The 24,430-nt window shown below is 59.3% G+C and carries 20 protein-coding genes; 7 read left to right on the forward strand and 13 right to left on the reverse strand.

What is annotated here, in order from left to right; translation table 11 throughout:
• Window positions 1-44 precede the first annotated feature (44 nt).
• Window positions 45-752 (forward strand): YceI family protein, encoded by a 708-nt coding sequence (locus ACZK2G_RS02070; RefSeq protein WP_428709680.1) that lies wholly within the window; start codon window positions 45-47, stop codon window positions 750-752.
• Between the two features lie 157 nt (window positions 753-909).
• Here ACZK2G_RS02070 and ACZK2G_RS02075 read toward each other — a convergent pair whose 3' ends face one another.
• Window positions 910-1,311: a hypothetical protein gene (locus ACZK2G_RS02075; protein ID WP_046984456.1), complete on the reverse strand. Its 402-nt coding sequence runs from the start codon at window positions 1,309-1,311 to the stop codon at window positions 910-912.
• 209 nt (window positions 1,312-1,520) lie between these two features.
• On the opposite strand from ACZK2G_RS02075, the gene ACZK2G_RS02080 reads away from it, so the two are divergent.
• Window positions 1,521-2,354: a hypothetical protein gene (locus ACZK2G_RS02080; RefSeq protein WP_478474529.1), complete on the forward strand. Its 834-nt coding sequence runs from the start codon at window positions 1,521-1,523 to the stop codon at window positions 2,352-2,354.
• Between the two features lie 73 nt (window positions 2,355-2,427).
• Here ACZK2G_RS02080 and ACZK2G_RS02085 read toward each other — a convergent pair whose 3' ends face one another.
• Both ACZK2G_RS02085 and ACZK2G_RS02090 read right to left on the reverse strand, forming a co-directional pair.
• Window positions 2,428-3,225 (reverse strand): siderophore-interacting protein, encoded by a 798-nt coding sequence (locus tag ACZK2G_RS02085; RefSeq protein ID WP_119007553.1) that lies wholly within the window; start codon window positions 3,223-3,225, stop codon window positions 2,428-2,430.
• Between the two features lie 59 nt (window positions 3,226-3,284).
• Window positions 3,285-3,845, reverse strand: coding sequence for a PadR family transcriptional regulator (locus ACZK2G_RS02090; protein ID WP_478474531.1), 561 nt, complete (start codon window positions 3,843-3,845; stop codon window positions 3,285-3,287).
• A 545-nt stretch (window positions 3,846-4,390) separates the two neighbouring features.
• On the opposite strand from ACZK2G_RS02090, the gene aceE reads away from it, so the two are divergent.
• The 3 genes from aceE (at window position 4,391) to ACZK2G_RS02105 (ending at window position 9,516) form a co-directional block, all read left to right on the forward strand.
• Window positions 4,391-7,078 carry a pyruvate dehydrogenase (acetyl-transferring), homodimeric type gene (gene aceE, locus ACZK2G_RS02095; protein WP_046984452.1) on the forward strand — a complete coding sequence of 896 codons (2,688 nt, stop codon included), beginning with the start codon at window positions 4,391-4,393 and terminating at the stop codon, window positions 7,076-7,078.
• A gap of 168 nt (window positions 7,079-7,246) precedes the next feature.
• Window positions 7,247-8,350 (forward strand): hypothetical protein, encoded by a 1,104-nt coding sequence (locus ACZK2G_RS02100; RefSeq protein WP_478474533.1) that lies wholly within the window; start codon window positions 7,247-7,249, stop codon window positions 8,348-8,350.
• A gap of 2 nt (window positions 8,351-8,352) precedes the next feature.
• Window positions 8,353-9,516, forward strand: coding sequence for a hypothetical protein (locus tag ACZK2G_RS02105; protein ID WP_478474535.1), 1,164 nt, complete (start codon window positions 8,353-8,355; stop codon window positions 9,514-9,516).
• Between the two features lie 28 nt (window positions 9,517-9,544).
• On the opposite strand, the gene ACZK2G_RS02110 is transcribed toward ACZK2G_RS02105, so the two are convergent.
• From ACZK2G_RS02110 to ACZK2G_RS02135, 6 genes are all read right to left on the reverse strand, one after another.
• On the reverse strand, window positions 9,545-11,338 hold the full coding sequence (locus ACZK2G_RS02110) for an AIPR family protein (RefSeq protein ID WP_478474537.1): 1,794 nt from the start codon (window positions 11,336-11,338) through the stop codon (window positions 9,545-9,547).
• Entirely contained in the window at window positions 11,329-12,357 is a 1,029-nt protein-coding gene (locus ACZK2G_RS02115; RefSeq protein WP_478474539.1) for a PD-(D/E)XK motif protein, read from the reverse strand. The genes ACZK2G_RS02110 and ACZK2G_RS02115 overlap by 10 nt, the downstream gene beginning before the upstream one ends.
• The gene (locus ACZK2G_RS02120; RefSeq protein ID WP_478474541.1) at window positions 12,338-15,307 is read right to left on the reverse strand and encodes a Z1 domain-containing protein; all 2,970 of its coding nucleotides are present in this window, start codon (window positions 15,305-15,307) and stop codon (window positions 12,338-12,340) included. The genes ACZK2G_RS02115 and ACZK2G_RS02120 overlap by 20 nt, the downstream gene beginning before the upstream one ends.
• A gap of 10 nt (window positions 15,308-15,317) precedes the next feature.
• Window positions 15,318-16,775: an ATP-binding protein gene (locus tag ACZK2G_RS02125; RefSeq protein WP_478474543.1), complete on the reverse strand. Its 1,458-nt coding sequence runs from the start codon at window positions 16,773-16,775 to the stop codon at window positions 15,318-15,320.
• A 43-nt stretch (window positions 16,776-16,818) separates the two neighbouring features.
• The gene (locus ACZK2G_RS02130) at window positions 16,819-18,753 is read right to left on the reverse strand and encodes a sigma-70 family RNA polymerase sigma factor (protein ID WP_478474544.1); all 1,935 of its coding nucleotides are present in this window, start codon (window positions 18,751-18,753) and stop codon (window positions 16,819-16,821) included.
• Window positions 18,754-18,979: 226 nt separating this feature from the next.
• Entirely contained in the window at window positions 18,980-20,557 is a 1,578-nt protein-coding gene (locus ACZK2G_RS02135) for a DNA cytosine methyltransferase (RefSeq protein ID WP_478474545.1), read from the reverse strand.
• 56 nt (window positions 20,558-20,613) lie between these two features.
• Between ACZK2G_RS02135 and ACZK2G_RS02140 the strand changes: the two genes are divergently transcribed.
• On the forward strand, window positions 20,614-21,054 hold the full coding sequence (locus ACZK2G_RS02140) for a very short patch repair endonuclease (RefSeq protein WP_478475551.1): 441 nt from the start codon (window positions 20,614-20,616) through the stop codon (window positions 21,052-21,054).
• A gap of 504 nt (window positions 21,055-21,558) precedes the next feature.
• Here ACZK2G_RS02140 and ACZK2G_RS02145 read toward each other — a convergent pair.
• The 4 genes from ACZK2G_RS02145 to ACZK2G_RS02160 form a co-directional block, all read right to left on the reverse strand.
• Entirely contained in the window at window positions 21,559-21,906 is a 348-nt protein-coding gene (locus tag ACZK2G_RS02145) for a hypothetical protein (RefSeq protein WP_478474547.1), read from the reverse strand.
• Window positions 21,907-22,006: 100 nt separating this feature from the next.
• The gene (locus ACZK2G_RS02150; protein ID WP_478474548.1) at window positions 22,007-22,375 is read right to left on the reverse strand and encodes a hypothetical protein; all 369 of its coding nucleotides are present in this window, start codon (window positions 22,373-22,375) and stop codon (window positions 22,007-22,009) included.
• A gap of 451 nt (window positions 22,376-22,826) precedes the next feature.
• Window positions 22,827-23,252 carry a TonB family protein gene (locus ACZK2G_RS02155; protein WP_478474552.1) on the reverse strand — a complete coding sequence of 142 codons (426 nt, stop codon included), beginning with the start codon at window positions 23,250-23,252 and terminating at the stop codon, window positions 22,827-22,829.
• Between the two features lie 91 nt (window positions 23,253-23,343).
• Window positions 23,344-23,553 (reverse strand): hypothetical protein, encoded by a 210-nt coding sequence (locus ACZK2G_RS02160; RefSeq protein WP_478474554.1) that lies wholly within the window; start codon window positions 23,551-23,553, stop codon window positions 23,344-23,346.
• 132 nt (window positions 23,554-23,685) lie between these two features.
• Here ACZK2G_RS02160 and ACZK2G_RS02165 point away from each other — a divergent pair, with 132 nt between their 5' ends.
• A complete protein-coding gene (locus ACZK2G_RS02165) occupies window positions 23,686-24,348 on the forward strand; it encodes a DUF6988 family protein (RefSeq protein WP_478474555.1) in 663 nt (220 codons plus the stop codon).
• Window positions 24,349-24,430: the final 82 nt, after the last annotated feature.

A 24,430-nucleotide genomic window follows, 5' to 3' on the forward strand; every position in this document is an offset into this window, starting at 1 on the left:
TTGCTACACCGTGTACCCACCCTACGATCCGGAGAGTTCCTGAGATGAGCGCCACCCGTAAACTGCTGCTGCCGCTGGCCCTGACGCTGGCCATCGCCGCCTGCTCCAAGCCGGCCGACACCGCTGCCCCGGCCGCCGATGCCGCCGCCCCGGCCACCACCGAGCAGGCCGCCACCCCGGCCGCCGATGCCGCTGCTGCCGCGCCGGCCGCCGAAGCGATCAAGATCGCCTCGGGCACCTACAAGCTGGACCCGACCCACACCGACGTGCTGGCCCAGTGGAGCCACTTCGGCTTCTCCAACCCGAGCGCACACTTCGGCAACGTTGAAGGCACCCTGGTGTACAACGCCGAAGACGTGACCAAGTCCACCGTGGAAGTGAAGCTGCCGCTGAGCGGCCTGAACAGCTTCACCGCCAAGTTCGACGAGCACCTGAAGAGCGCCGACTTCTTCGACGCCGCCAAGTTCGCCGATGCCACCTTCAAGAGCACCAAGGTGGAAGCTGCTGGCACCAACAAGCTGAGCGTGACCGGTGACCTGACCATCAAGGGCATCACCAAGCCGGTCACCCTGGACGTGACCGTCAATGGCGGCGGCGAGCACCCGATGGCCAAGGTTCCGGCCGCTGGCTTCGATGCCACCACCACCCTGAAGCGCAGCGATTTCGGCGTCGGCGCGTATGCCCCGAACGTCAGCGATGAAGTGAAGATCCGCATCACCACCGAAGCCACCGGCGAAAAGCCGGCCGCTTGATGCACCCCACTCACTCGTCGTGAGAAGGCAGAAGGCCCGCTGAAAAGCGGGCCTTCTTTTTGAGTGCTGGGGAACACGCCCTGGTAGATGCCAACCTTGGTTGGCACACGGGCACTCCGCAGGCCAACCAAGGTTGGCCACTACCGGGTATGCGCGCTCAGCGCAACGCGCCCAACCACGCCACGCACGCCTCGCTCGGGCTCTGCTTGGCCTTCACCGTCATCCCGCTCACGCGCGCGAAGGTCTGCGCGGCCTGCGCCACCACCTGGCGCGCGATCAGCGCTGCCTGCTTGGTCGCGGCCTGTTGCTTGCGCAGCTGCACGATGTTGATCGAAGGCCGGCCCACCGGCGCGTACTTCTGGTCGCGGCGCAGCACGTCGGCCACCTGCGCTACTTCGAATTCGGCCTGCAGGTAGCGGTGCTGTGCCTCCACCAGCTCACGCAGCGGTACACGCAGCGCAGCGGTGTCGGCGAAGGCGCCCAGTGCCGCGTCGCAGGCGGCGTCATCGGCAAAGCGGGTACGCAGCGCGTCCACGCTGGCCAGGGTCAGTTTGGCCATGTGGGCCTCGTTGCTGCAGGAAAGGAGCGCGATTGTCGCATTGCTTGCCGGCTGATGCGTTGAACCGGGCGGCGGAATACCTGTAGAGCCGAGCCCATGCTCGGCTCATCGCGCGCAGCGCGAGGGTTCTCCGATGGCGGAACGAAAAGCAGCCGAGCATGGGCTCGGCTCTACAATGGCCCGCTGTACCACCCACGGAAGGAAGACCCATGCAGGACACGCAGTACTGGTTGAACGAATTCTGGACGGGCCTCAGCGTGCTCGATCTGCTGGGCGGCAGCCTGCTCGGCACGTTGCTTGGCCTGGTGCTGGGCATCTTCGCCTGGCGCTGGCTGCACCGCCGCGGTTGGCTGCAGCGGCGCAAGCGCTGGCATCACTGGCTGCTGGCCAGCTACGTGGTGCTGCTGCCGCTGGCCACCGCCTTCTTCGGCCTGCAGCTGGGTTTCACCGCCGGTGCGCACCGCGCGCTGTTCAAGCAGCTCGATCATTTCCAGCCGCACCTGCAGACCCTGGTGGAAGGCTGGAGCGAAGGCTTTACCGACTCACTGGACGACCCGCGCATGCGCGAGGCATTGCGCAGCCAGGGCACGGTGGGCGATGTGGCCGACACCATCGCCTCGGCCTACCTCAGCGAACACCCGCTGCCCGGCCTTGATCGTCTTGGCAACGGCTCGTTGGCACGCGGCACCGGCTGGGTGATCGGCAAAGTGCGCGAAGGCCTGCTGCGCGGCATGCTGGAAGACACGCTGGTGGACAAGGCCGGCACGATCGGGCTGGAGCCCAAGGTGGTGCGCGAGGCGCTGACCATGCATGTGGATGAGCTGCTGCACACCCGTGGCGTGCTGCGGCTGGTGAAGGCACAGATCAACGGCATGATGCCCGGCGTGTACTTCGGGTTACTGTTGCCGTTGCTGATCATCGCGCTGCTGGTGGCGCTGGAGATCTGGGCCGCGCAGCGGTTCGGGTGGACGCGGCGGGTGGCATCCAGCGCGGTAGTGCCGGCCGCTGGCCGGCAGCTGCAGGTTCCTGCCGAAGGTTCATGAGGTTGCCGGCCAGCGGCCGGCACTACCCATCGGAGGGCGTGCGGACCAACGGTCCGCACCTACCGTCCTTTGCTCAATCGCCGTCGGTTTCGTCCGGGTGGGCCTTCCAGTAGCCGGTCGAGCGGATCCAGTCGCGCGGCACGCCCAGGTGGCCTTCGATGAACTTGCGCATCATCCGGGCGCGGCGCGATTCGGTGGCGATCCAGTAGAAGACATCGCCGTCCGGGGCCTCAAAGTCGGTCAGCATGTCTTCCAGCAGCGTGCTGCTGGCCGCCGGGAAGCCGTTGCGTTCCAGCCAGTGGATGCGCACGTTCTCGTACTGCGGCAGGTCCTGGCGCTCGGCCTCATCACTCACTTCGATGAAGGCCTGCACCTCGGCACCGTCCGGCAGTACGTCCAGCCAGCGGGCGATAGCCGGCAGCGCGGTTTCATCGCCGATCAGCACATAGGCGTCGTAGCTGTCGGCCACTACGAACGAGCCGCGCGGGCCGCCGATCACCAGCACGTCGCCCGCCTGCGCCTGCTCGGCCCACGGCCCGGCGATGCCTTGGTCGTGCAGCACGAAGTCGATGGCCAGCTCGCCGGTTTCGTGGTCCCACCAGCGCGGGGTGTAGTCGCGCGACGGCGAAGGCTCCTTGCCGGCCGGGTAGCTGCGGCCTTCGGCGGTCAGCACCGGCAGCACCATCTCGCCGCTGGCGTTGGGGAAGAACAGCTTGATGTGGTCGTCGGCGCCGGGCGAATCGAAGCCGGCCAGATCGTCGCCACCCAGCACCACGCGGCGCATGTGCGGGGTGACCTCTTCGGTGCGCAGCACGGTCAGTTCACGGAAGCGCACATCCAGGCGCAGGCGCGTGTTGTTGTGTTCGGTCATGGGGCTACCTGTAAAGGTGTCGCGCGGGGGCGCGCGGCGTAGGGGCGACCTGGCTGGATTCAGTCTGGCTGGGTCGTTGAAAAGGATTGGGTCTCGCTACCGGCCGTACCGTTGAGCAGCGCGGACGCCCGCGTCAGCAGCGCCGCTACTTCTTCCGCCTCGCCCTCGGCCCAGCGGCCGTGGTGATGCACCAGCGCCCGCTTGAACTCGCGCAGGGCGCCGGCCAGCGGCGGCGGCAGCGAGGCCTTGGTGATCTCGCGGGCGCGGTCGAAGGCGCGTCGCTGCGCCAGGCGCACCTGGGTGCGTTGCACCTTCAGCTCGAACTCGCCGGCGGTGGTGATGCGGAAGATCCGCTTGCCGTCCACTTCCTCGGCCTCGATCCAGCCGGCCTGCTCGAAGCTGGCCAGCAACGGGTACATGGTGCCGGCGCTGGGCGTATAGGCCTGCATGAACTGGTTGCTGATCAGCTGCATCAGCTCGTAGCCATGGCGCGGCTGCTCGCCGATCAGGGCCAGCACCAGCAGGCGCAGGTCGCCGCGGCTGAGCACCCGCGGCTGGCCGTTGCGGCGTGGCACTTCCGGATTGGTGGAACGGGCTCTGGGAGAAGCGGTACGGCTCATTTCGATATATCGGTAAACGAGTGTGCAAACGATATATCGATATATCGAAGCCGACAATCACCGATCCGGCCACAAGCAGGTCCGTTTTGGGCCACGGCCGGCCGCGCGCACAGCAAAAGGGGCGCCCCCTGCGAGGCGCCCCGGCGATGCTGTGGAAGGGAGCAGGGCCACCTGGCCCCTCACTCGTGGTCTACCCTGGGCCCAATGCCAGCGCCGATCCAGAGGCGGGTGCGACACGTTGTCGCCGGTTCAGCGCCAGCACCGGGGCGCTCGCGAGCAGGTTCGCCACGCTGCCCTACAACCGTCATCGGCAGCGGTAACACTGCGTCCTGCACATGGGCGCAGCGGCCCGCAAGCGACAGCCCGCGCAGCCGCCAAGGCCCGCCGCAGGGCCTTCAGCGGGCCCGGCAAGCCCCTTGCGGACACTGGCCGGTTGCATCCATACGCCTGCGTAGCCAAGTGACGAAAGCCCTTGGTGCGCTACACTTTGCGGTCTAGAAATCTATACAACAGTCGCGCGCGTGCGTGCGGTTATGGGAGCGCTAATGAACTGGTTGAACGAGGTGCTGAACAACGACCCGAATCCTGTGGAAACCCAGGAGTGGATCGAGTCGTTGAAGGCCGTTATTGATGTCGAGGGCTCCGAGCGCGCGCATCAGCTGCTGGAAGGCATGGTGGAACTGACCCGTCGTTCGGGCGCCTACCTGCCGTTCTCTCCCACCACCGAGTACGTCAATACCATCGAGCCGCAGCTCGAGGCCAAGAGCCCGGGCAATGCCGAGCTGGAATGGCGCATCCGTTCGATCATCCGCTGGAACGCGATGGCCACCGTGGTCCGCGCCAACCGCAAGCCGGGTGACCTGGGCGGCCACATCGCCTCGTTCGCCTCCGGCGCCACCCTGTACGACGTGGGCTTCAACCACTTCTGGCGCGCCCCGAGCGAAAACCACCCGGGCGACCTGCTGTTCATCCAGGGCCACAGCGCCCCGGGCATCTACGCGCGTTCCTTCCTGGAAGGCCGCATCAGCGAAGAACAGCTGGACAAGTTCCGCATGGAAGTGGACGGCGGCGGCCTGTCGTCGTACCCGCACCCGTGGCTGATGCCGGAATACTGGCAGACCCCGACCGTGTCGATGGGCCTGGGCCCGCTGGCCGCCATCTACCAGGCGCAGTTCATGCGCTACCTGGAAAACCGTGGCCTGATCGAGAAGTCCGACCGCAAGGTGTGGTGCTTCATCGGCGACGGCGAGAGCGACGAGCCGGAAACCCTGGGCGCCATCGCCCTGGCCGGCCGTGAAGGCCTGGACAACCTGATCTTCGTGGTGAACTGCAACCTGCAGCGCCTGGACGGCCCGGTGCGCGGCAACGGCAAGATCATCCAGGAACTGGAAGGCGTGTTCCGTGGCGGCGGCTGGAACGTGATCAAGCTGCTGTGGGGCGGTTACTGGGATGCCCTGCTGGCCAAGGACAGCGACGGCGTCCTGAAGAAGCTGATGATGGAAACCGTCGACGGCGAATACCAGAACTGCAAGGCCTTCGGCGGCGCGTATACCCGCGAGCATTTCTTCGGCAAGTACCCGGAAACCGCTGCGATGGTTGCCGGCCTGAGCGACGACGACATCTGGCGCCTGAACCGTGGTGGCCACGACCCGCACAAGGTGTACGCCGCCTACCACCAGGCCGTGAACACCAAGGGCATGCCGACCGTCATCCTGGCCAAGACCGTGAAGGGTTACGGCATGGGCAGCGCCGGTGAGGCACTGAACCCGACCCACCAGACCAAGAAGCTGGACGATGAGGCGGTGCGCCACTTCCGCGACCGCTTCAACATTCCGGTGACCGACGCGCAGCTGGCCGACGGCCAGGTGCCGTTCTACCACCCGGGCCCGGATTCGCCGGAAGTGCAGTACCTGCAGGAACGCCGTGCCGCGCTGGGCGGTTACCTGCCGCAGCGCCGCCGCAAGGCCGACAAGACCTTCGTGGCGCCGAAGCTGGAAGCCTACGACCGCCTGCTGAAGAGCAGCGGCGAGCGCAGCTACTCCACCACCATGGCCTTCGTGCAGAGCCTGAACATCACCCTGCGCGACAAGGAACTGGGCCCGCACATCGTGCCGATCGTGGCCGACGAAGCCCGTACCTTCGGCATGGAAGGCCTGTTCCGCCAGATCGGCATCTACGCGCCGTTCGGCCAGAAGTACAAGCCGGTCGACGCCGACCAGCTGATGTTCTACCGCGAAGACCAGAGCGGCCAGGTGCTGCAGCAGGGCATCAGCGAGCCGGGTGCGATCAGCTCGTGGATGGCGGCCGGTACCAGCTACTCGGTCAGCAACGTGCCGATGCTGCCGTTCTACATCTACTACTCGATGTTCGGCTTCCAGCGCGTGGGCGACATCGCCTGGCAGGCCGCCGACATGCGTACCCGCGGCTTCCTGCTGGGTGGCACCGCCGGCCGCACCACGCTGAACGGTGAAGGCCTGCAGCACGAAGATGGCTTCAGCCATCTGGTGGCCGGTGGCATTCCGAACGTGCGCAGCTACGACCCGACCTTCGGCTTCGAAGTGACCGTGGTGCTGCAGCACGGCACCAAGCGCATGATGGAAGACCAGGTGGACGAGTATTACTACGTCACCCTGATGAACGAGAACTACACCCACCCGGAAATGCCGGAAGGCGCGGCCGAAGGCATCGTCAAGGGCATGTACCTGCTGACCGACGCCGGCAAGCCGAAGAAGGGCGAGCTGCGCGTGCAGCTGCTGGGCTCCGGCACCATCCTGCGCGAAGCCATTGCCGCGGCCGAGCTGCTGGACAAGGACTTCGGCGTGACCGCCGACATCTGGAGCTGCCCGAGCTTCAACGAACTGCGTCGCGATGGTTTCGACGTGGAACGAGCCAACCGCCTGCATCCGGAAGGTGAGCAGCGCAAGGCCTACGTGACCGAGCTGCTGGAAGGCCGCCAGGGCCCGGCGATTGCCGCCACCGACTACGTGCGTGCGTATGCGGACCAGATTCGTGCGTTCGTGCCGATGTCGTACACCGTGCTGGGTACGGATGGGTTTGGCCGTTCGGATACGCGTGCGAACCTGCGCCGGTTCTTTGAGGTTGACCGGTACTACATCGCGCATGCCGCGATTGCGGCGCTGGCGAAGGAAGGGAAGATGACCGCGAAGGATGTGGCCCGGGCGATCAAGCAGTACAAGATTGATCCGGAGAAGGCTAATCCTGTTGGGGTTTGAAGAAAGGGGCGCTTCGGCGCCCTTTTTTTTCCAAACCACAATGCCTAGGCATTCTTGTTTCGAGCGTTCTGTTGCTTCCTGATTATTTGGAGAAGCGCAATAAATGGGGGATTTGTGGAGCTTATATCAACGCTGCATGATGGTCGTATCGATGCGAAGAATGTCTTGGTGCTGGTCAGCATTTCCGAGTACTTGGCGATCGCGAAAGAGATTATTAAGAACAACGAATTTCAGCGCAGGCGCGTGAAGTCATCGCCGACCATCTATTCGCTCCTCAAGGAAGACATTCAACGAGGCTGTGTGATTCCTCCGATTGTCCTGGCTCTCAGTGGTGATGGTGCTGATGAAATTCCGGCTGGCGGCGAAGTGGAGTACATACTGAAGCATAGTCGCGATTTGCTGATTCTCGATGGCTTGCAAAGAACTTCGTCGATGATCGAGCTTGAAGCGGAGCTAAGTGCCCTTGGAGATCGTGAGGTTGTTCGAAAACTTGGAGAGCAGAAGCTCCGTCTTGAAATCTACATTGGTTTGAACAGACTTGGCGTTCTCTACCGCATGCTGACGCTAAACACTGGCCAGACGCCGATGAGTTTACGTCAGCAGGTAGAAATTCTCTTCTTGGACTATTCGCGTGTGCCCATGGGTGGGATAACGCTGGTTCGGGAGTCGGATGACGAAGCTGTTGATCAAGTGGGCAAGTACTCATTCAAAGCGATTATTGATGGCTTTAGTTCTTATCTTGAGCGGAATGAGCTTCCTATTGATAGATACGATTTGCTGGAGAGCGTAAAAAGCCTTCAGAAGCTCTCCAAAGAGGACAGTAATCAGAATTTGTTCAAGGAGTTTACTGAGACCTATCACGCGTTGGTGGTGAAATTGAACGAGGCCACCAATGGTAAGGTTTACAATTCACAAGAGCTGGACATAAGGGGGCAGCCATTTGGATTGGATGCCAGGCGAATTTTCTCGAAAGAGCAGGCCATGGCAGGATTTGGTGCTGGCGTAGGTAAGCTCCGCGATTTCAATAAGGTCGGCTCTTTCGATGATCTGCGTGACTCAATCGATAAATTGATTATTGGGGAGGATGATCTGGATGTCCTTCTTAAGACGCTTGAATCAATCAGGCTTAGCTCGAAGAAGATAGGGAATTCGCAAAGATTGTATTTTCACTTTTTCTTTAGGGAGCTCTTTAATCCCGAAGGCGATGCGTACAGGAATCTAGGTGGTGCGGTTGATGTGGCATATGAAAAATACCAGTCGCAGACCCTCTAGCTATGGACGAAAAAATTGATTTCCATGGCCACGGGCTCCAGGTGCTTGGTAGTGTCGATTTTTCTAACGATGCGTTGGCATTCATTGTTACTGCGGGTGTGAAAAACGAGTTTTCCTTCACGGTCTCGTATCCATTTAGTCCGCAAGGGCCGGGTGCAGAGGAGGCGCACGTGCGAATTCTCTACCATGCTAATCATGCTGAGAGTAACGTAAAGCCAATTCTTCTCGATGGAAAGACCGTTGGCTGGCTTTGCACCGTAGCTGCGCTTTACTCGAAGGACCACGATTATTATGAGGACAAGTACTTCAGGCGCGCCGCATACGCGGCAACTCATGCGCTTCTTCTGCGCGGAGGTTACACGAAAAGAGTTCCAGTGATTAATAATCAGGAGTTTAGGCTTTCTGATTTCTTCGAAGAGGAACATTCGCTAATAATTCTACACTGCCCTAGTGTGGGTGATCGGCTAGGTCCAGGGTTTCGTATGGCACTCCCCTGTCTTCACCGGTACGGGTTTGTACCAGCTGAGGGTGGCCCTGGGGACGTCTCGTTTAGGACTGCCCCTGTGGAATTGTTCGGGACGGTTGGGAAAAATTTTAAATTAGAAGTTCCCTCGGTGGATCTTGGTTTCGACGATTTCATCGAGCAGGTATTCAGTCGGCTCCTTCCTTCAGCAGATACGCCTTTGCTTGGGTTTTTCCTCTATTATCAGCTCATCGAAATGATGATGGCTAAAGTTTTTTCTCATAGGCAGTCATGTACTATCGAGGAGATGCAGTCCGTCAAAGACGACCCCTTTAGGATTAGGCCTCTTTTTGATCGTCTGAAGGAGGACATGGCCGAAAAGAAGCGAATAAAGCTTCTGTTTGGCGATTACACCGGGGTCTCCAGAGATGCTGTGGAACTTATGCAATTCTGCAACGACTTCTTGCAAATTTGTGGAGTTGGCGAAGAGTGCTCGCCAGAAGCTGCTTTATATCAGGTTAGAAATTTAATTTTTCATGGAATGAGGGCGGTTCCAGCTGCTGCGTTTGATTCACTCAATCAGATTGTTGGTCAGCTTGCGATCATTGTCCCTGAGCTGCTCATCGCCTTTTCCCTTCCAGAGACCGTCACCGCTGAAGTAGCAAAAACGGAAGTCTTGGAGGTAGAGGTGGTGGGGGGATGAGGCCGAAACGTACGGCCTCTTCCATTCGTTAATTGATCTCTGAAATTTTCGTTCGGATCGGACTAAGTTTGATCGTCTGCAAGGCGAGCCAACACTCTTCCTTCTTTGCCCACTCGCTGATCATCTTCCCCTTGGCTGAAGCGTGGAGGGCCAAATTGACCTCTTTAGCCCATATCCGGATCTGATCCTTGAAGCCATCAGAGAGACCCTGTTGCTCCCACACTCGCATCAGATCGATCTTTGATCCGTGCTGCTGGGACAACAATGCGACCAGGTAGATGGCAACATTGCCTTGGAATGCAGGCAATAGAGGACGCACGAGCGACTGAACCTGTTTGAATATGATGACTTTGGCAATCATCTGCTTGAACCCAGTTGCATCCGGGACCACAGATTCTCCAAGCTCTTCCCGTTCTTTCACATCGTCCATGAAGCGGGCGAAGTTCTTTTGACCGCCGAGACTGGCTTGGTGTGGTCGTCCATCCCAAGAGTTCAGGAACTTGGCGAGGTCTGTCTTGACCAGGCGCCGGGCCGGCGGAATAACTGTGGTCTTGAGGGCCCGGTACTTGGCAGGCGTACTGCCTTCGCGCGCCAGCTTGGTGTTATAACTACCTGAGGCACGTTCATAGAACCACCGGCCGACACCGTCTGGTAGATAGACGGTATCGGAAAGCTTCTCGAGTTCAACATGGAACGGTGAGTTGGCAGACAGATCGGACTGCTTGACCGTGTTCTGGCTGTTCGCGAACCGCGAGATGTCGCTGATAAGCGCCTCTTCCGCGGCGGAGTTCTCTGTCTTGAGAATTACGACCTTCGCCGGAACCTGTACCTTGGACAGGTCGGTGTCTGCAAACTTCTTCTTGGTGAAGTAGATGGATGCGGTCGTTTGACCACCGTTGACGATTTGCATTCCCTTGAGCCATGCAATGCCTGGTCCCCCATCGTTGGTCTTCCCAAGGCTGACCTCGTCGGCGACCACCACAATGCCATTGTTGTAGGCGACAAATTTCTCTGGCTCTGAGCGCAGCGTGGCTTGGATGCCTTTGTTGACCTTTCCGGTTGCACTCAAGAATGACCGTACATTCGCCTCAAGGAGTCGGGCGCCGTATTTGTCATACAGATGGCGTAGCACATCGGCCGGGAATACGGTCATCGCGTAGTCATAGCTGTCCTCCTCGCCCCGGATATACACGCATGGGAGCGGAGTGCCTGCAACTTCCGCAAAATTGACTACCAGCTCGTCCCTCGGCTTTCCCTCTGACAGGTGGCGGTTGAGCCTCTCGATGTCCATCACCTCAAGTCGTACGGTCCGGCCTCCAACCTCCTGCGACTTGAAGTTCTTGGTCTTTACCTGACCATCCGTCAGCACGTAGATCCGGATCTCCTCGAAGTCCCGATAGCCACGTTCAATATGCACCGCGAGTTCATAAGCATCGTTCGATGGATCGAGCGTCTTCGTCATCTTTCCTTGGGCAGATTGGGAAAGAAATCGGAAGCAGTACTCTGCGGCTTGCTTTGCTTCAGAGTCAGGAACGGCCTGGACCTTGTCCGAATTCTTGTAGGACGTCACGAACAGGTCAAGGCGTTCACCGTCCTCAGAGATGGAGTATCCGCTTAGCCTGATGTTTCCGACATGGACGCGCGTATCAACGTGGCAGACCTGTGGCTCGTAGGTCATGCCCACTTCTTCCATGTGGCGCATCGTAATCTCGGCGAAAACCAGCTCGGGATAGGGATACGCGGCCCCAGAAACGGACATTCGATCCTCTATTTCATCCTGTACTTCCGCGCGAATCTGCAAAAGGAAATCGGTCAATTCCATTGATTCTTCACTCCAAGACTAGTCGAAATATCAGCGTAAGTGGACGCCGCAATCGGAAATGCATCCAGATCGAGCGAGTAACGTGCCTCATGGATTGCTGCGGGCACGCTGGAACGAGTGAGGCGAGGCGAGTCAGCGCATACGATTCGATATGTGAGCTCACTGGACCGAAAGCGCCTTGTGTACTCGGCTCGAGTCATGTCCATGTAGCCAGCCGAAACGAGCCGACTGTTCAGCAAGGCAGATGCGCCGGGATCGTGGATTCGTCCAGCCACTTGGTCAATCAAGTCGGGAAGGGTTGATCCCCCCCCCAGTTGAGTCAGACGAACCGCCGCAACAAAGAGGGGCCGGTGCAGGCTGTCATCCAACTGATCAAGGTTGGAAACCGTCGCGATAAATCCTGCCGGTGCCAAGGTTGTCTTCACTTCGATTGCACCATTACCAAGCAGGAAGTCGTGTAGTCCATCGTCAGGCCCGGCCCAGCTGTCGAGAGCGTCGAACTCTGAAACTCCATCGTCCAGAAGGTTTTGAAGAACCAAGAGTTCTCCAAAGAGCCCAATCTCTTCCTCCGTGGAAAGAACGCCATCGCTGTCGCGCTTCATGAAGGCTTGCCAAGCACGGATCCTGGAAATCATTGCACTATGAATCCGTAGGCCGTCCTGAGCGGACGTGCTCTCCATCAGGTTCACCAGATCTACCGCCACTTTGGTAAAGAGCTCAAGCGATCCTGACTCCTGTCGAACCAAGGCAAACCACGAGTGGCCTGCATGGTGGCCCTGAAGCTCCGTGCTTATGAGGCTGAAACCCTGGCCGCGTGGCAGCTGAAATGGTTGGGATGGCACGTTTCCCTTGACGCCGACCAGGACGCTCTCTTCATTCCGCGCGCCACGACGGCCTGCCATGACGCAGCAGTTTCCAATGCTGAAAAGCTCGATAACCTTCCAGCCATCCCCTGTGGCAAGGCCGCTCAGGGCGCGCCACGCGGCGACCAGCTCTGTGTCACTGCTGGAGCTGAGCATTCATATCCTCCCAGCCGATGTTGTTGATGACGTACTCGGGGATGTCGGAATACTCGCTCTCCCAACCGACGTTATTCACCTTGTAGGGAACCTTGATATCGGAGCTGCTTCCAGGGAAGCTCACGGCAAATGCCAACACGGGTGGGGCGCCTGCAAGATTCTTCGGGCGTTCCCAATCTGCCCCTGTCTTGGCGCCCGCACGAGCTGGATCAAGAACATACAGAATCAGGAGGCCCTTCTCTGGTTCCGCCCTTACGGTCGAAGTTCCCTTGCCTCGAACTCGGCGCAGCGCTACGCCGCTGGGGGTGTCCGGAGCCGAAGCACTTTTCTTCTCCTCCTTCTTCTCCCAAGTGGACACGGTGAGCGCGAGCGCGGCGTCCCATTGATCCTGGCTCACGTCAATTGACTCGTCGGTTGGATCAAGGAGGACACCAATCGAGTACCGGCTCCCCTCCATCGAATCCGCCTTTCTGCGCGCCATGCCAACACTAATCCCTGGAGCAAGCTCGTAGGGCTCACCCGATTGAGTCCCCAAAACAGCCACTGTCCACTCCGTGAGCTCGCTTGCTTCCGCCATCTTGCGGATGAACTGAGCAATCACGTTGCTGTTTACCCGGTGGGCGGCTGACAGTGTGCTGTAGCTGTCAAGGAAGTCGGCTACGGTTGTGAAGTCGACACCTCGCCAGAGATGCCCCTGCCATTCCTTGAAGCCCCCTTGGGTTGCCGCCTTTATGGGGTTGCTCTCGTCAGGTTTTCCCATTTGAACGGCAAGCCGATTACCTGCATCCAGGTTTCGATTCAGAGTCGGTTGATCAGTCGGGAAGCTGACTGTCTGAACAAGCTCTCCACTGTACGAAAGATGCAGTGTCTTCGCGCTCCGCATCTTGATCTGCGACGTAACCATCATCTCGGGATGCGACTGGACCTTCAGCCCAAACTCCCTCGGCGTCGCCCCAGAGTTGGCCATGAGATCGAACTCTTCTCTCAGCTCTGCTGATGCATCAGAAATGTGCTTGAACCAGCGGATGAGGTCCGGGGATGTATAGAGACGGCAGAGATCAAGGTAGCCCGGACGGTATCCGAACCACCGACCCATCTGCATCAGCGTGTCGTACATCTTTGATGCGCGCAAGAAGTAGCTGGTGCAGAGACCTTCCAACGTAAGACCGCGCGCAAGCTTGTCGCCACCGATGGCGATGACTTTGAGGCCTCGATCCTTGTTCTGCTCGTAATCCAAGGCATCCTTGGCAGTTCCGTTGATCATTCGCACTTCGATATCATCGAGTACTCCCGGCAGCGCAGACGCGACGTCTTGCCAAGTAGCATCTGCACTGGGAAGGTCACCCAACCCAAGCTCACGAATCGCGGCAGAAGCAGGAAGGAAGTCACGGTTCCACAGTTCCTGCAGGCTGGATAGGGCGTCGGCGTGGTCGATCCCGCGCCCAATCGCCTGTCGGGCATGCTTGACGTAATCGTCAATGTCAGCCTTTACCACCTTCTGAACGTTGTTGAATCGCGTGACGTGAACGAGCATCGAACTATGCTTCTTTCCTTGGCCACGGAGCTTCCTGACAGTGCATGCCAAGATAAAGGAGTCGACTGCCTCTCTCAGGCTTGGTGGTAGCGCGTGTGCCTTGCTCCACTGCGGAACATGATCGATCTTGTGGCCCGTAGGCATCCATCCCGTTGTCTTGTCGTCTGACTGGTAGTCGCCCACAGGTCGGGTCAGGGGAAGCTGTCCCTTGCGACCCTCCGGGGATGCCTGCCCAAACATCGTCGTAGGGCCAACGTAGTTGTCGGGCGCTGCCAGGTTCTGGATGAAGGCAGAGGGGAACAGGTCCGGCCCTTCGTTTCGTGTCTCACCGCGCTCATGAATGAAGATGTTTGCGAAAGGCGTAGCGGTATAGCCCACGTACGCTGAGCGCGAGAACGAATTCAGTATGCGCCGGATAAGTTTGTTGATCGCTGTTGGGTCATGTTCCTCATCGGGCTTTCCATCCTCGTCGACTACCTCTTCACCTGTGTCAACCGAGGCATTGTCAGCCTCGTCATCAATGATGAGCAACGGGAACTTGGTCGCCCTTTTTGCCACGATAGGAAGCCCTTTCGTGTTCGCGGAGGCGGGCTCCGCGCCTGGAACAGGAGCGTCCGCGACGTGCGTCTGAATCCACCTGAGAAGCCTGACAAGTATCGATTTGTTCTTCTTGACGACAAACAGCCAAGGCCGCTGTTCGGGGCTGATCGAAAACTGTTTTCCGGCAAGCCCACCAAAATCACCGTTGTCGGCTCGCGTTGTAGCGCAATTGGGCTTGATGGACAGGTCGGTGTCGATCAAGCCGACGCCCACGCGCTTGAGTACATCATGCATAGAGTTTGTCTCATACCCCAGGAAGCCTTCCTCAAGCCGTATCTGGGTCTGGGATCGCAGGTTGTTGTGCAGGCCGGCGAGGACGATGATTATCTTGTACTGCGCATCCGCCGCCTTGCATACGAGACCGGTATAGCTCGCCGTCTTGCCTGACTGCACGTGCCCGACAACAAGCCCCCGGCGACTCCACTGGCCAGAGCGCAGAGGATCCTCAAGCATTCCCAGAATCTTGTCGGTTGATTTGTCCAGCTTGTCAGCGATGTCCCAGGACAAGTCCTTCTCGATCATCTCCCGATAGCGCTGCCAGTAACGCCAGTCCTCTTTCCTGGAGGAGTCGAGCCAGGGTTCATGGCCACGATCGTCGGAGAGACTGATGTCATCACCGATCCATACACTGAATCGCCGGATAAGCTCGTCCGTAACAGCGTCACGATCAAGATCGGCTGCCCACTTTCGATTCATCATCAGCACCAGGCTGATCTTCTCGTCAATCAACGTTGGAGTGATCGGTCCTGAATCTTTCTCGCCAGCAAGAAGCTCCTGGACAATCTTGATAACGCTGCTTTCGCTTGAGTCACTCATGGTTCTCTCTTCAGTCCTTGGAGATATTGTCCGGCAAATTCTTGACCAGCTCTGGGTGCAGATCGAAGGGTTCGGTTCTTAGAAGTTGCCGCTTGGCCATGCTCGGCGACATGCCCTTCTTCTCAACCAGGCTCCGGTAGATCACGTTGAGAACCTCTCGAACTGAGTCGTCAGTCTCCCCTGTGAATCCGCCCTTTGCATGCTCTCCGCTTTCTGCAGCTTCAAGCCAGATCCTCTGTACGGGGATAGTTTCCTCGAGGACACGCAGCATCGCTTCAACCTTGGTGCCGTACGCTGCGTCATCCAGCAGTTCTTTCACCGCTGCATGTGTACGGTCGACGCGGTAACGTCGCCCTGTCGCCGTCTCTCTGGACTGCCACACGGGTACAACCTCGTCGCGGCGGCCCAGCGATGAATTTGAGTGCGCCCGATGCAGGAATACCTTGCGCGCCCTGTCGCGCGCGTCTTCGGCCAAGCGGTAGAGCTGATCCCGCAGTGCAGCGGGAGGATGAGCGGATGACTTGCGGATGTCGATCTTCCATTGCGCATCAAGATCGTTGGGTAGGTCCAGCCGGATGCGTGCGAGCCTGTGAGCCTCGTCCTTGGACCAAGAGCGTCCACGTCCCAGACCGAGCCAACTGCCTGCAACCAACAGTCTCCGTTCACGATAGATGTAGAAGCCTTGCTGACTCGACCATCCCTCGATTCCGCCCGCTTCAGCGTAGGCCTTGTCGTTGAGACGGTCCTTGTGGGGCAGCACGAAGGCTTGGCTGGTGATTCTCAAACCACCTTCGCCAACGCTCGACTCGGGTGACCTCCAAGTTGCCGGATTCGATGACAGAAATGGGTCCCATGGTCTCACTGTTTTCCCGTTGAGCCGCAGCTCAATTCCGGGACCGCTGCCATCAAGATAGCGGTGGAAGATCATTGCGAGGTGGCGCTCCACGTCGTCAATGAGATCAAGGAAATGCCTGCTTGTGAAGCCTTCAGTGACAATCCGATCGAGTTGTTCCCACAGAACTACCGTCCCTGATGACTGCGCAGCGTGCTGGCCGAGGCGTGGCTCGGAGGACGACTCGGGTCCATCAAGAAGGTGCCACTCGCCGTCAGGATCTGAAGCCAAGACATCCAGATCCCAGCGCAGGCAGCTCGACTGACCATCCTTAACGCTCAAGACGGTCAGCCTTCTGGCTTGTGAGAACGATGCTGTCTTGAGTCCCAAGCCAAAGCGACCCAAGTCCGAGGCCCCCCGTACGTCCAAGGGGTTGCGGTCACCGAGGCGCATTGCGCTGAACAGCTCAGCATCGTTCATACCTCTGCCGTCATCTGCAATGGATATCCAGCTGTCTACGCCATTCCAATTGAACCCGATCTCTACATGGCCGGCGCCAGCGGAAATGCTGTTGTCCACCAGGTCTGCCAGCGCCGTGGCCGTCGTGTAGCCCAGGCCGCGCAGTGCCTCAACCATGGCGTCAGCCCTGGGGGGAGCATTTCGGCCTTGCGGCCTACCGTTACTGTTCTGCTGCATCGTCAGCCTCTGGCTTTCCATTGACCAACTCCCTGAGACGTCGCGAAGGATGGCGCATCAGTCTTAGTGCCTTGGATTCAATCTGACGTATGCGTTCCCGTGTCACGCCAAAGATCTGGCCAACTTCCTCCAATGTCTTGTCGCTGCCGTCGATCAATCCAAACCGATGTCGGATGACTTCAGCTTCTCTTGAACCAAGCGCACCTAGGCAGTCATCGATCGCTCGCCTACGCAGATATCCATCAGTGAATTCCTCAGGCGGCTGAAAGGTATCTGGAGTGGCGAGGACCAAATCTGCTGTCTCATCCTGCTGGTCCCAAGAGACCGCGTCGTGCGCCACATTCAGCAACTTTGCTACATCCCCGACTGATAGATCGCAGGCCTTTGCGATGTCCTCGGCGCGCACGTCATCGAATGAGTCTTCACGGAGGACTCTGACTGCCTTTGAAACCTTGTTGACCCTTTCCATGACGTGTATGGGTAACCTTATGGCACGCGCTGTGTCTCCGATGGCCCGTCCAACGGACTGTTTCAACCACCACATCGCATACGTGGAGAATTTGTTGCCCCTTGCGTAATCGAATCTGTCGATAGCCTTGAGCAGGCCTATCAGGCACTCCTGAATGCGATCCATGCGTGGCAGCGTGCTCCACGCGTGGCTGTCTGCCACGTGCACTGCGAGTCGAACGTTTGCATGGAACATCTCGAGCTCAAGGCGCGACAGACGCTGCACCGCTCTACGCAGTAGTACGCTTGTGCACCCAGCTGCCCTGAACTCCTTGTCAAACCGTTTAACGGTCGATGAGGTCAGCTCCAGCGCACATACAGCGGCCAATGCATCCCTAGCAAGGCCTTGGTTGTCTGGATTTTCCTGGGAGGCGAAACATCTGCAGCGTGCGCTTTCCAGCATGTCGCTCAGGTTGGGTCCGCTGACGGGCCGGGCCGGGGCTGGATCATCATCGGCGTCATCCGAGGCGTCGAGAAGATCGCTGGCGCGCTCATCGTCTTCGCTGCTGATGTGGCTGATTTGGCCGACTGAGAGGCGACCCCGCTCAAAGTCTGTGGCTAGGCGTGCTATCGACGCGACAGCATGCGGGCTCTCTGCGATGGCGCGATACGCATCCTTGAGGGACAAATCTAGCAGAAGCCCAATTCGCTCTTCGCCCGTACGGTCAAGCAGGACAGACGACTGGGCAACCTTTGCGAAGTGGAAGTAGGGGTCGTTCGTCATTGACGCGAGATCCTGCATGAACTGCTCCAGTTCACCGATATCGCTGTCCGATGCTGGTTCGCTATCCTGTTCTAGATACAGAGGAGGTAGCCATTCATCATCGTCTTCCGGTACGGCATCAATCTGGCCCATAAGGACAGTGAGCTGGCGAAATACATCGCCCCTCTCATCGCCTTCAATCTCACGGGAGATGACCTCAAGGTGAAGAGGATTGAAGTTGCCCTCCATCTGGGCGCGATGAACTAGCGCTTCGAAGAGTCCATGTGTCGAGCTGTGATTGAGCTCCCGGACCAGTGAAATTTCGGCGTGACTTGGGAGCAGCTTCGCCAGGCCATTCCAATCCTCATCGTTATCGACAATTACGTGCCTGGAAATCACCTCCTGCACAATCTGTATTGTCGATCGAAGCGAAGGATCCTCCAGCGGCGCTTCGGTCGCAACTTCTTCCTCCCAAGTGGCAAAGAACTCGGATTCGAATTCAGCACCGTCGTGAGAGGAGTTCTGTGTGGAATCAGTGGCTCGCGTTTGAGCAGATTCCTCGGCCTCACCATTACGTTCATTGCTCCAGAGGCTGTCCAGCGCGACTGGTGAGTCGTCAGCCTTCTCGACTGCAAGCCGCTGAACTTCGAGAGCATGCTCCGAAATCAGGCAGCAGAGATCCAGATGCCCTTTGGAAGCGGCAAGCATATGTAGTGTCCGCCCCTGCCGGTCGCGTGCCTCTACGTCACCCCCGAGTTGAAGGTAGCGCAGAACATGCTCCGCATCGCCGCGAAGCGCGGCGAGTCGAAGGAGCGGCTTCAGCGATGATTGCCGCTTGTCCCCGGCGCTGGCTTCACTGCCAGCCCGGGTACCTGTAGAGCCCAGGGACTCCATTTCCCCTTGATTCATTGGTTCCCCCTGTTGAACCCTTTGCCTAGCTGAGTATCGACCACACCACTCGGGCGATCTGTCTGGCAATCAAAGGCGGAACTGCATTTCCGACCTGTACAAACTGTTGAGTCCTATTGCCGAGGAAAACATAGTCGTCCGGGAACGACTGCAACCGAGCGGCCTCTCTGACAGTGAGACTTCGGCACTGGCGAGGATCCCAATGGATGAACGCATGACCATCTCTCGAAAGGTGGCTGGTCACCGTATTTGAAGGCTTGCCCTTGAGCTGAACGCGGAAGCGATCCGAGAACGAACCGCTTTCCCAGTTCAAGTGATCAGGCGCGAGCTTCTTTGGGAAGTCACGGCTGGTCGGTGATCTGTCGTGCTCGCGCGCGAATGCCGCGCAGAAGAGGTAGCGCCCGAGGTCGGATTTCATGTGTCCCCGAGTCTCATGGTTGAGCACGGAGTGCTGCGAGTCGCTCTTGAGCTGCTTGACGTAAGGGTTGCTTTCCTGGGTGTACTTGATCGAGCCGCGCGGAAGCCCGCCGGATGGAACAATCGATCTGAGCTTCTCGATCAGCTCTGGATGGGATTTGTCCAGAATCCTGACCAGGCGATCCCTCTCCGATTCCATGGCTTTCCGCCATTCTTCGGGATCGTCCTGTTTGCGGCTCAGTCCGCTTCTCAGCCTGGGAAGCCCCTCGAGGGCTTTCTTTACACTGACCGGCTCTGCGGCATTGAGGCCGGGCAAGTCCTCGATTCCATCGGGAAGAAGATCTTCCCGGACACCCATGATGATGACCCGGTGTCTCGCCTGTGGAATTCCGTGGTTCTCACACTTGATAATGAATGCAGACGGATCCTCCGCGACAAGTTCGCTGGTCCGCTTCTGATTCGCCTCAACGTGGATAGGAAGAAGCACATAGCGATGCCCGTTCTTCCCCCCCTTCTTTTCCCTTTTCAGGGCTGCAGCAGGGTCGGAGAGATCGCGCATGATTGCAGCGAACATCTCCTTGTTGCCAACCTTGGAAGTCAGGATTCCCTTGACGTTCTCCATGATGAAGACAGCGGGTGAGAACTCGTCAAGAAGACCCAGGTATTGCTTGTAGAGGAAATGCTTCTTGTCGCCCTTTGAGGAGAACCCCTCCACATGCCGCTGGCGAGCCCGGCCTACGACGGAGTAAGCCTGGCACGGGGGTCCTCCGATGAGGATCATCTTCTCGTACTGATCCTTGACCTCGTTGATCCGTGAATAGAGAGCCTGATTGTCCCGCTCTTCTCCCAGGGTGAGGTTGAGCGCCTCTCGCTCGGCTTCAGCCCACAGGTCGCTCCATCGACCGTTTCCGAAGTGTGCTGCCGGAGGAAGGGCGTCGCCCTTCGCAATTTCATCCAGATAGTCGTAGTACTCTTGCGGGACCTGGCCTTCCTGCCGGATGAGAAGGCGATAGAAGGCCCTGAGACGGAGAGTCGAATGCGCAGACTTCTCCATTTCAGCGGATACCGCGAGTTCGAAGGGGTACTTGGCACCTTCTTCGGGCTTGAAGCTGCTGAACCCTTCGCCCAGGCCACCGGGGCCGGCAAAGATATCAATTACACCGATGGGCTTACGTACTGCGGTCAAGACGGAGTCTCTGCTAGATGGTTGATGTGATGAGCCCGGCTGTTCGATCAGCACTGATGTCAAGAATCAGGGCCAGGAACACTAAGCCGGAGGTCACTGTCCGAAGGCATCTCTGGGCGCGCGGCTTCCGCTTTCGACTTCATACGAAGGGTCTCGCCGGAAAGCCAGACCTTGTGCTTCCGAAATGGAAGGCTGCGGTGTTCGTACACGGGTGCTTCTGGCATCGCCATGAGGGTTGCCCTCTTTTCAGACTGCCGAAGACACGAGCAGTCTTCTGGGATGCAAAACTCTCCGCTAATCGACAGCGCGACCTGGCGGTAGTCAGGTCGCTTCTGGACATGAGCTGGCGCGTGGCAGTTGTATGGGAATGCGCTATCCGACTCGACTCGAGTGTCGCGAGTGATCGTCTTTCGGAGTGGATATCCAGTGAACGCAAGGGAATAGAGATCCTGGCCAGCGACGGCACAGTAATCTGTGGAGACTTGGATAGCGGTTAACCGTGAAAAATCCATCTGCCTACGACCATTCCCTAGTTCATTTTCGCGTTCAGAAAGGGAGGTCGCTTTTGATCCAGGATGCCGGCCCCAATCTGTCTGCCGCAGGGTTCAGTGCTCCACTCTGAATGTCTGAGCCGCGCCCCCCGACGCCTGACGGAATCATACCAGGGTGGAAGCCCCTATCGCTGATTCTTTAGTGGCGCCGGATGGCGATAGGGGCGATTGCCGAATGCCTGAGTCGTAGGGGGCAGCTTCTGGGGCATCATGCCCGATTGTTTTGGGCCGCAGAACGCAAGCCGGGCAGGCGGCCGCCAGAGCCTTGATGGAGCTTGGTCGACCCAGACTTCATCGACCCCGTGAGCAGGAAGATGAGCGTGAAGATGGGCGGGGTTGGGAGCATCTCACTCGCCCGGAAGGCCAGATCACTGGCGTCGTGGGTGTTCATGGGGGTGAGGCCGGACGGGAGCTCGTCCAGCATGCTCACGCACTCAGGACTAGTGACCACTACTCCGCCACAATCCGCTCACTCCAATGCGATAGCAGCGGCACAACGCACGGAACATCAATCTGCCTATTCGCATACAGCACGATTACAAGCTGCTCCAATGAGTTATCCACCATCACGAGTATGCCGTCACAGCTGACCTCGAAGTATCGGTCTCCCGAGTACCGCGCATGCTGTACTAGGCCCTCGCGCACCGGTCGAACGGCTTCCTCGCGCATTACAACAAATTCAGCGTCGGACACCTTCCGAAATGTCCGCAGTTCCAGGCTTGCCTTGGGCACATGTCGGCTGGCGATCGTGGCAGACAGCGCCGCCAGCAGCACAGCGCCATAGATCACAGGCTTCATTGGACGCTCTGCAGATAGGGGATGGACCAGAAGGCGAACGGTCCGCCGATAGCGAGTGGGTGAACAGCAGCCAGGCGACAGATAGCCAGGCCCAACTGCGCTACTCCCTCACCTGCAACCGCTCAGCCACCTGCGCAGTCAACGCCATACACGCCATCTTCAACCCTTCCATCACCCGATCCCCGAGGTACTCCTCGGGCGCTCCGTTCTGCCGTGTCCGCTCCGCAGCCAGCATCAGCTCGGCCACCACGCGCAGCCCGGCTAGCGCGCAATCCGCATCCGCCAGCTGAAGGCAACGCCCAGGCAGCTGATGCCGCTCCGGCCAAGGCTGGCCATCCGCAGCTGCACCGGTTCCGATGCGATGCAGCGTGGCGACGAAGGCGTTGGGATCGGCGGAAGGTTCGCGCTCGGCCTCGGCCTCAACCGGATCGTACTGCGCGTGCAGGGAACGGAAGTCCGATGTGTTCATGGCAATGCTCCGTACAGGACAGATAGCAGCGCCACCTAAAGGCGGCGGACGATGCGTGGTTCGAAAGCCGGACAGTAACCAAGCCGGTGGGTCCGAAGACCCCCACGCACCGCCCGCCATGGAACGCGAACGGATTGCCAGCCGGCGCCACGCAAGGTGACGCCGGCTGACAAGCGCAAAACACAAGGCTACTGAACGGGCTTTCGAACCCCGCGCCACCCTTTTCCGGTGGCACGCCAAGAGATACCCGTGCAGCAACCAAATGCCAAGAAACCACAGGACTGATGATTGCCAGCCCCGACGCTTTCGGCATTGTCGCACACGGTGTTAAGCCGGCAAGCGATTGCGCCGCAACGGTCTTGATGGGCTTGGCGCTATTGGCCCCAAGCGCAGGAATGCCCGCAGCTAGGGCCATGGCCTAGTGCCAATCGCGACAGATTAAACCAGCGGCTCAGCCGGGCGGCGCCTCGGCCGTGGGCGCGAAGGTCAGACGGACCCGAACCCGCGCATGCAGCGCGACACCCTCAACCACGACCGGATCAAAGCGCCACTGGTCCACTGCGGTAAAGGCCGCACGATCAATCTCCCGCAGCCCGCTGGACCGCGCCACCATCACGTTGGAAACGTGGCCCAGCTCATCCAGTTGAGCAACCAGCAGCACCGCCATGGGAGCCTGCAGGAAGGTATCGGGCGGCGTGGCAGGGGCCGTTGAATACTCAATGGCAGGTGCCTGCTGCAGCCTGAAGGAGGGGTTGTCACCGGCCTCTACAAACACTTCAGTGGAAACCTGCGGGTCTGCCGCCATGGCCATGGCAGGTGTAGCGCCCAGCAGCATCAGAACGAGGTTCAGTGCCAGGGGGGTGTTCAAACGAGGCATACTTGGTTTCCATTCCGGTGCGCTACCAGCATAGCGGCCATCCCCTGGCATCGCCTGCCTTGAATGCCGGCGTGCTGGACTGCTGCGCGGATCACACAGGCGCGCCCGGCCGTGGCCACAGCACATCGTCGCGCTCCAGGTCGTAGTCGCTGCCGAATGCCAACGCCGCCTCGCGCGGCGGCAGGTCTGCGTAGCAGCCCAGCAGGCATTCATCCATACCGGCATCGCTATGGTCGATGGCGAACAGGTGGAGGAGCTCCTTGTCGAAGGCATTCAGCCATGCGGGGTCGATCTTGGTCATGGTCATCCTCCAGTGGGGGAGGGGAGAATCGCCCGGAGCTGTCTCACAGCGCGGGACCAGTCCCACATGCACCCTGGCGGACAGCTCCCTCCGCTGGATATGCTCCCCCCGCCGATATCCGGAGTCATCGTCATGGAAGACCTGCTCAATCGATCCGCGCTGCTTCGCCAGGCGATCCTCTCCACGGTGGATCACCCGCTTGCGGATGACTCGCCCAGATTGCTGGCGTCAATGGACGCGGCATTGCTGAGCCTCGAGCATGCAGAGGCGCTTCGGACGCTGTTGCAGGCCGGCATGGTGCCTTCTGCGATGGCGTTGATGCGCTGCCAGTACGAGGCCTTCACGCGTTCCGTCTGGATCCTGCACTGTGCAACCGACGATCAGGTCGAGCTGCTCTCCCTGCCGCCGGAAACTGGAACGAGCGAAAAGGGGTTGCCGATGCTGTCGAAGATGCTGGATGCGTTCGCGAAAGTATCCGAACTGGACAATCTGCTCCCGCACCTTATCGAGCTGAGGGTCCACGCCTGGGCTCCGCTGAATTCATTCGTACACGCAGGAGTGCACGCGATGAGCCGGAGCCGCGATGGCTTCCCCGCGCCATTGGCGATCAACGTCATCCGGATGAGCAACAACCTTTCGATGATGGCGGGGCAGCACCTCGCCATCCTGACCGACGTCCCAGGTTTGCAGAAGGAAGTACTGCGGCTCAACGAGACGTACGCGGACTGTCTGCTCTTCGATGAAGAGAAACGCCGGGCCATCCATGCGGATGCACAGTCTAAGCAACCGAGCTAGCTGACAGCCTACTTCGGCGGCACGGGGGCCGTTGCTGGGTAGCTTCTGCTGTTGCCATCTGGACATGAAATGACGAGCACGG

The organism is Stenotrophomonas sp. 107298_Sma (genome assembly GCF_056480345.1).

Coding starts and splice junctions, on each gene's coding strand:
- ACZK2G_RS02080 (WP_478474529.1), top strand. CDS start 1,521: ATGCAGGACACGCAGTACTGGTTGAACGAATTCTGGACGGGCCTCAGC.
- ACZK2G_RS02070 (WP_428709680.1), top strand. CDS start 45: ATGAGCGCCACCCGTAAACTGCTGCTGCCGCTGGCCCTGACGCTGGCC.
- ACZK2G_RS02150 (WP_478474548.1), bottom strand. CDS start 22,375: ATGAACACATCGGACTTCCGTTCCCTGCACGCGCAGTACGATCCGGTT.
- ACZK2G_RS02120 (WP_478474541.1), bottom strand. CDS start 15,307: ATGAGTGACTCAAGCGAAAGCAGCGTTATCAAGATTGTCCAGGAGCTT.
- ACZK2G_RS02115 (WP_478474539.1), bottom strand. CDS start 12,357: ATGCTCAGCTCCAGCAGTGACACAGAGCTGGTCGCCGCGTGGCGCGCC.
- ACZK2G_RS02125 (WP_478474543.1), bottom strand. CDS start 16,775: ATGGTTGAGGCACTGCGCGGCCTGGGCTACACGACGGCCACGGCGCTG.
- ACZK2G_RS02085 (WP_119007553.1), bottom strand. CDS start 3,225: ATGACCGAACACAACAACACGCGCCTGCGCCTGGATGTGCGCTTCCGT.
- ACZK2G_RS02105 (WP_478474535.1), top strand. CDS start 8,353: ATGGACGAAAAAATTGATTTCCATGGCCACGGGCTCCAGGTGCTTGGT.
- ACZK2G_RS02160 (WP_478474554.1), bottom strand. CDS start 23,553: ATGACCAAGATCGACCCCGCATGGCTGAATGCCTTCGACAAGGAGCTC.
- ACZK2G_RS02090 (WP_478474531.1), bottom strand. CDS start 3,845: ATGAGCCGTACCGCTTCTCCCAGAGCCCGTTCCACCAATCCGGAAGTG.
- ACZK2G_RS02165 (WP_478474555.1), top strand. CDS start 23,686: ATGGAAGACCTGCTCAATCGATCCGCGCTGCTTCGCCAGGCGATCCTC.
- aceE (WP_046984452.1), top strand. CDS start 4,391: ATGAACTGGTTGAACGAGGTGCTGAACAACGACCCGAATCCTGTGGAA.
- ACZK2G_RS02140 (WP_478475551.1), top strand. CDS start 20,614: ATGTCAAGAATCAGGGCCAGGAACACTAAGCCGGAGGTCACTGTCCGA.
- ACZK2G_RS02155 (WP_478474552.1), bottom strand. CDS start 23,252: ATGCCTCGTTTGAACACCCCCCTGGCACTGAACCTCGTTCTGATGCTG.
- ACZK2G_RS02130 (WP_478474544.1), bottom strand. CDS start 18,753: ATGCTTGCCGCTTCCAAAGGGCATCTGGATCTCTGCTGCCTGATTTCG.
- ACZK2G_RS02110 (WP_478474537.1), bottom strand. CDS start 11,338: ATGGAATTGACCGATTTCCTTTTGCAGATTCGCGCGGAAGTACAGGAT.
- ACZK2G_RS02075 (WP_046984456.1), bottom strand. CDS start 1,311: ATGGCCAAACTGACCCTGGCCAGCGTGGACGCGCTGCGTACCCGCTTT.
- ACZK2G_RS02145 (WP_478474547.1), bottom strand. CDS start 21,906: ATGAAGCCTGTGATCTATGGCGCTGTGCTGCTGGCGGCGCTGTCTGCC.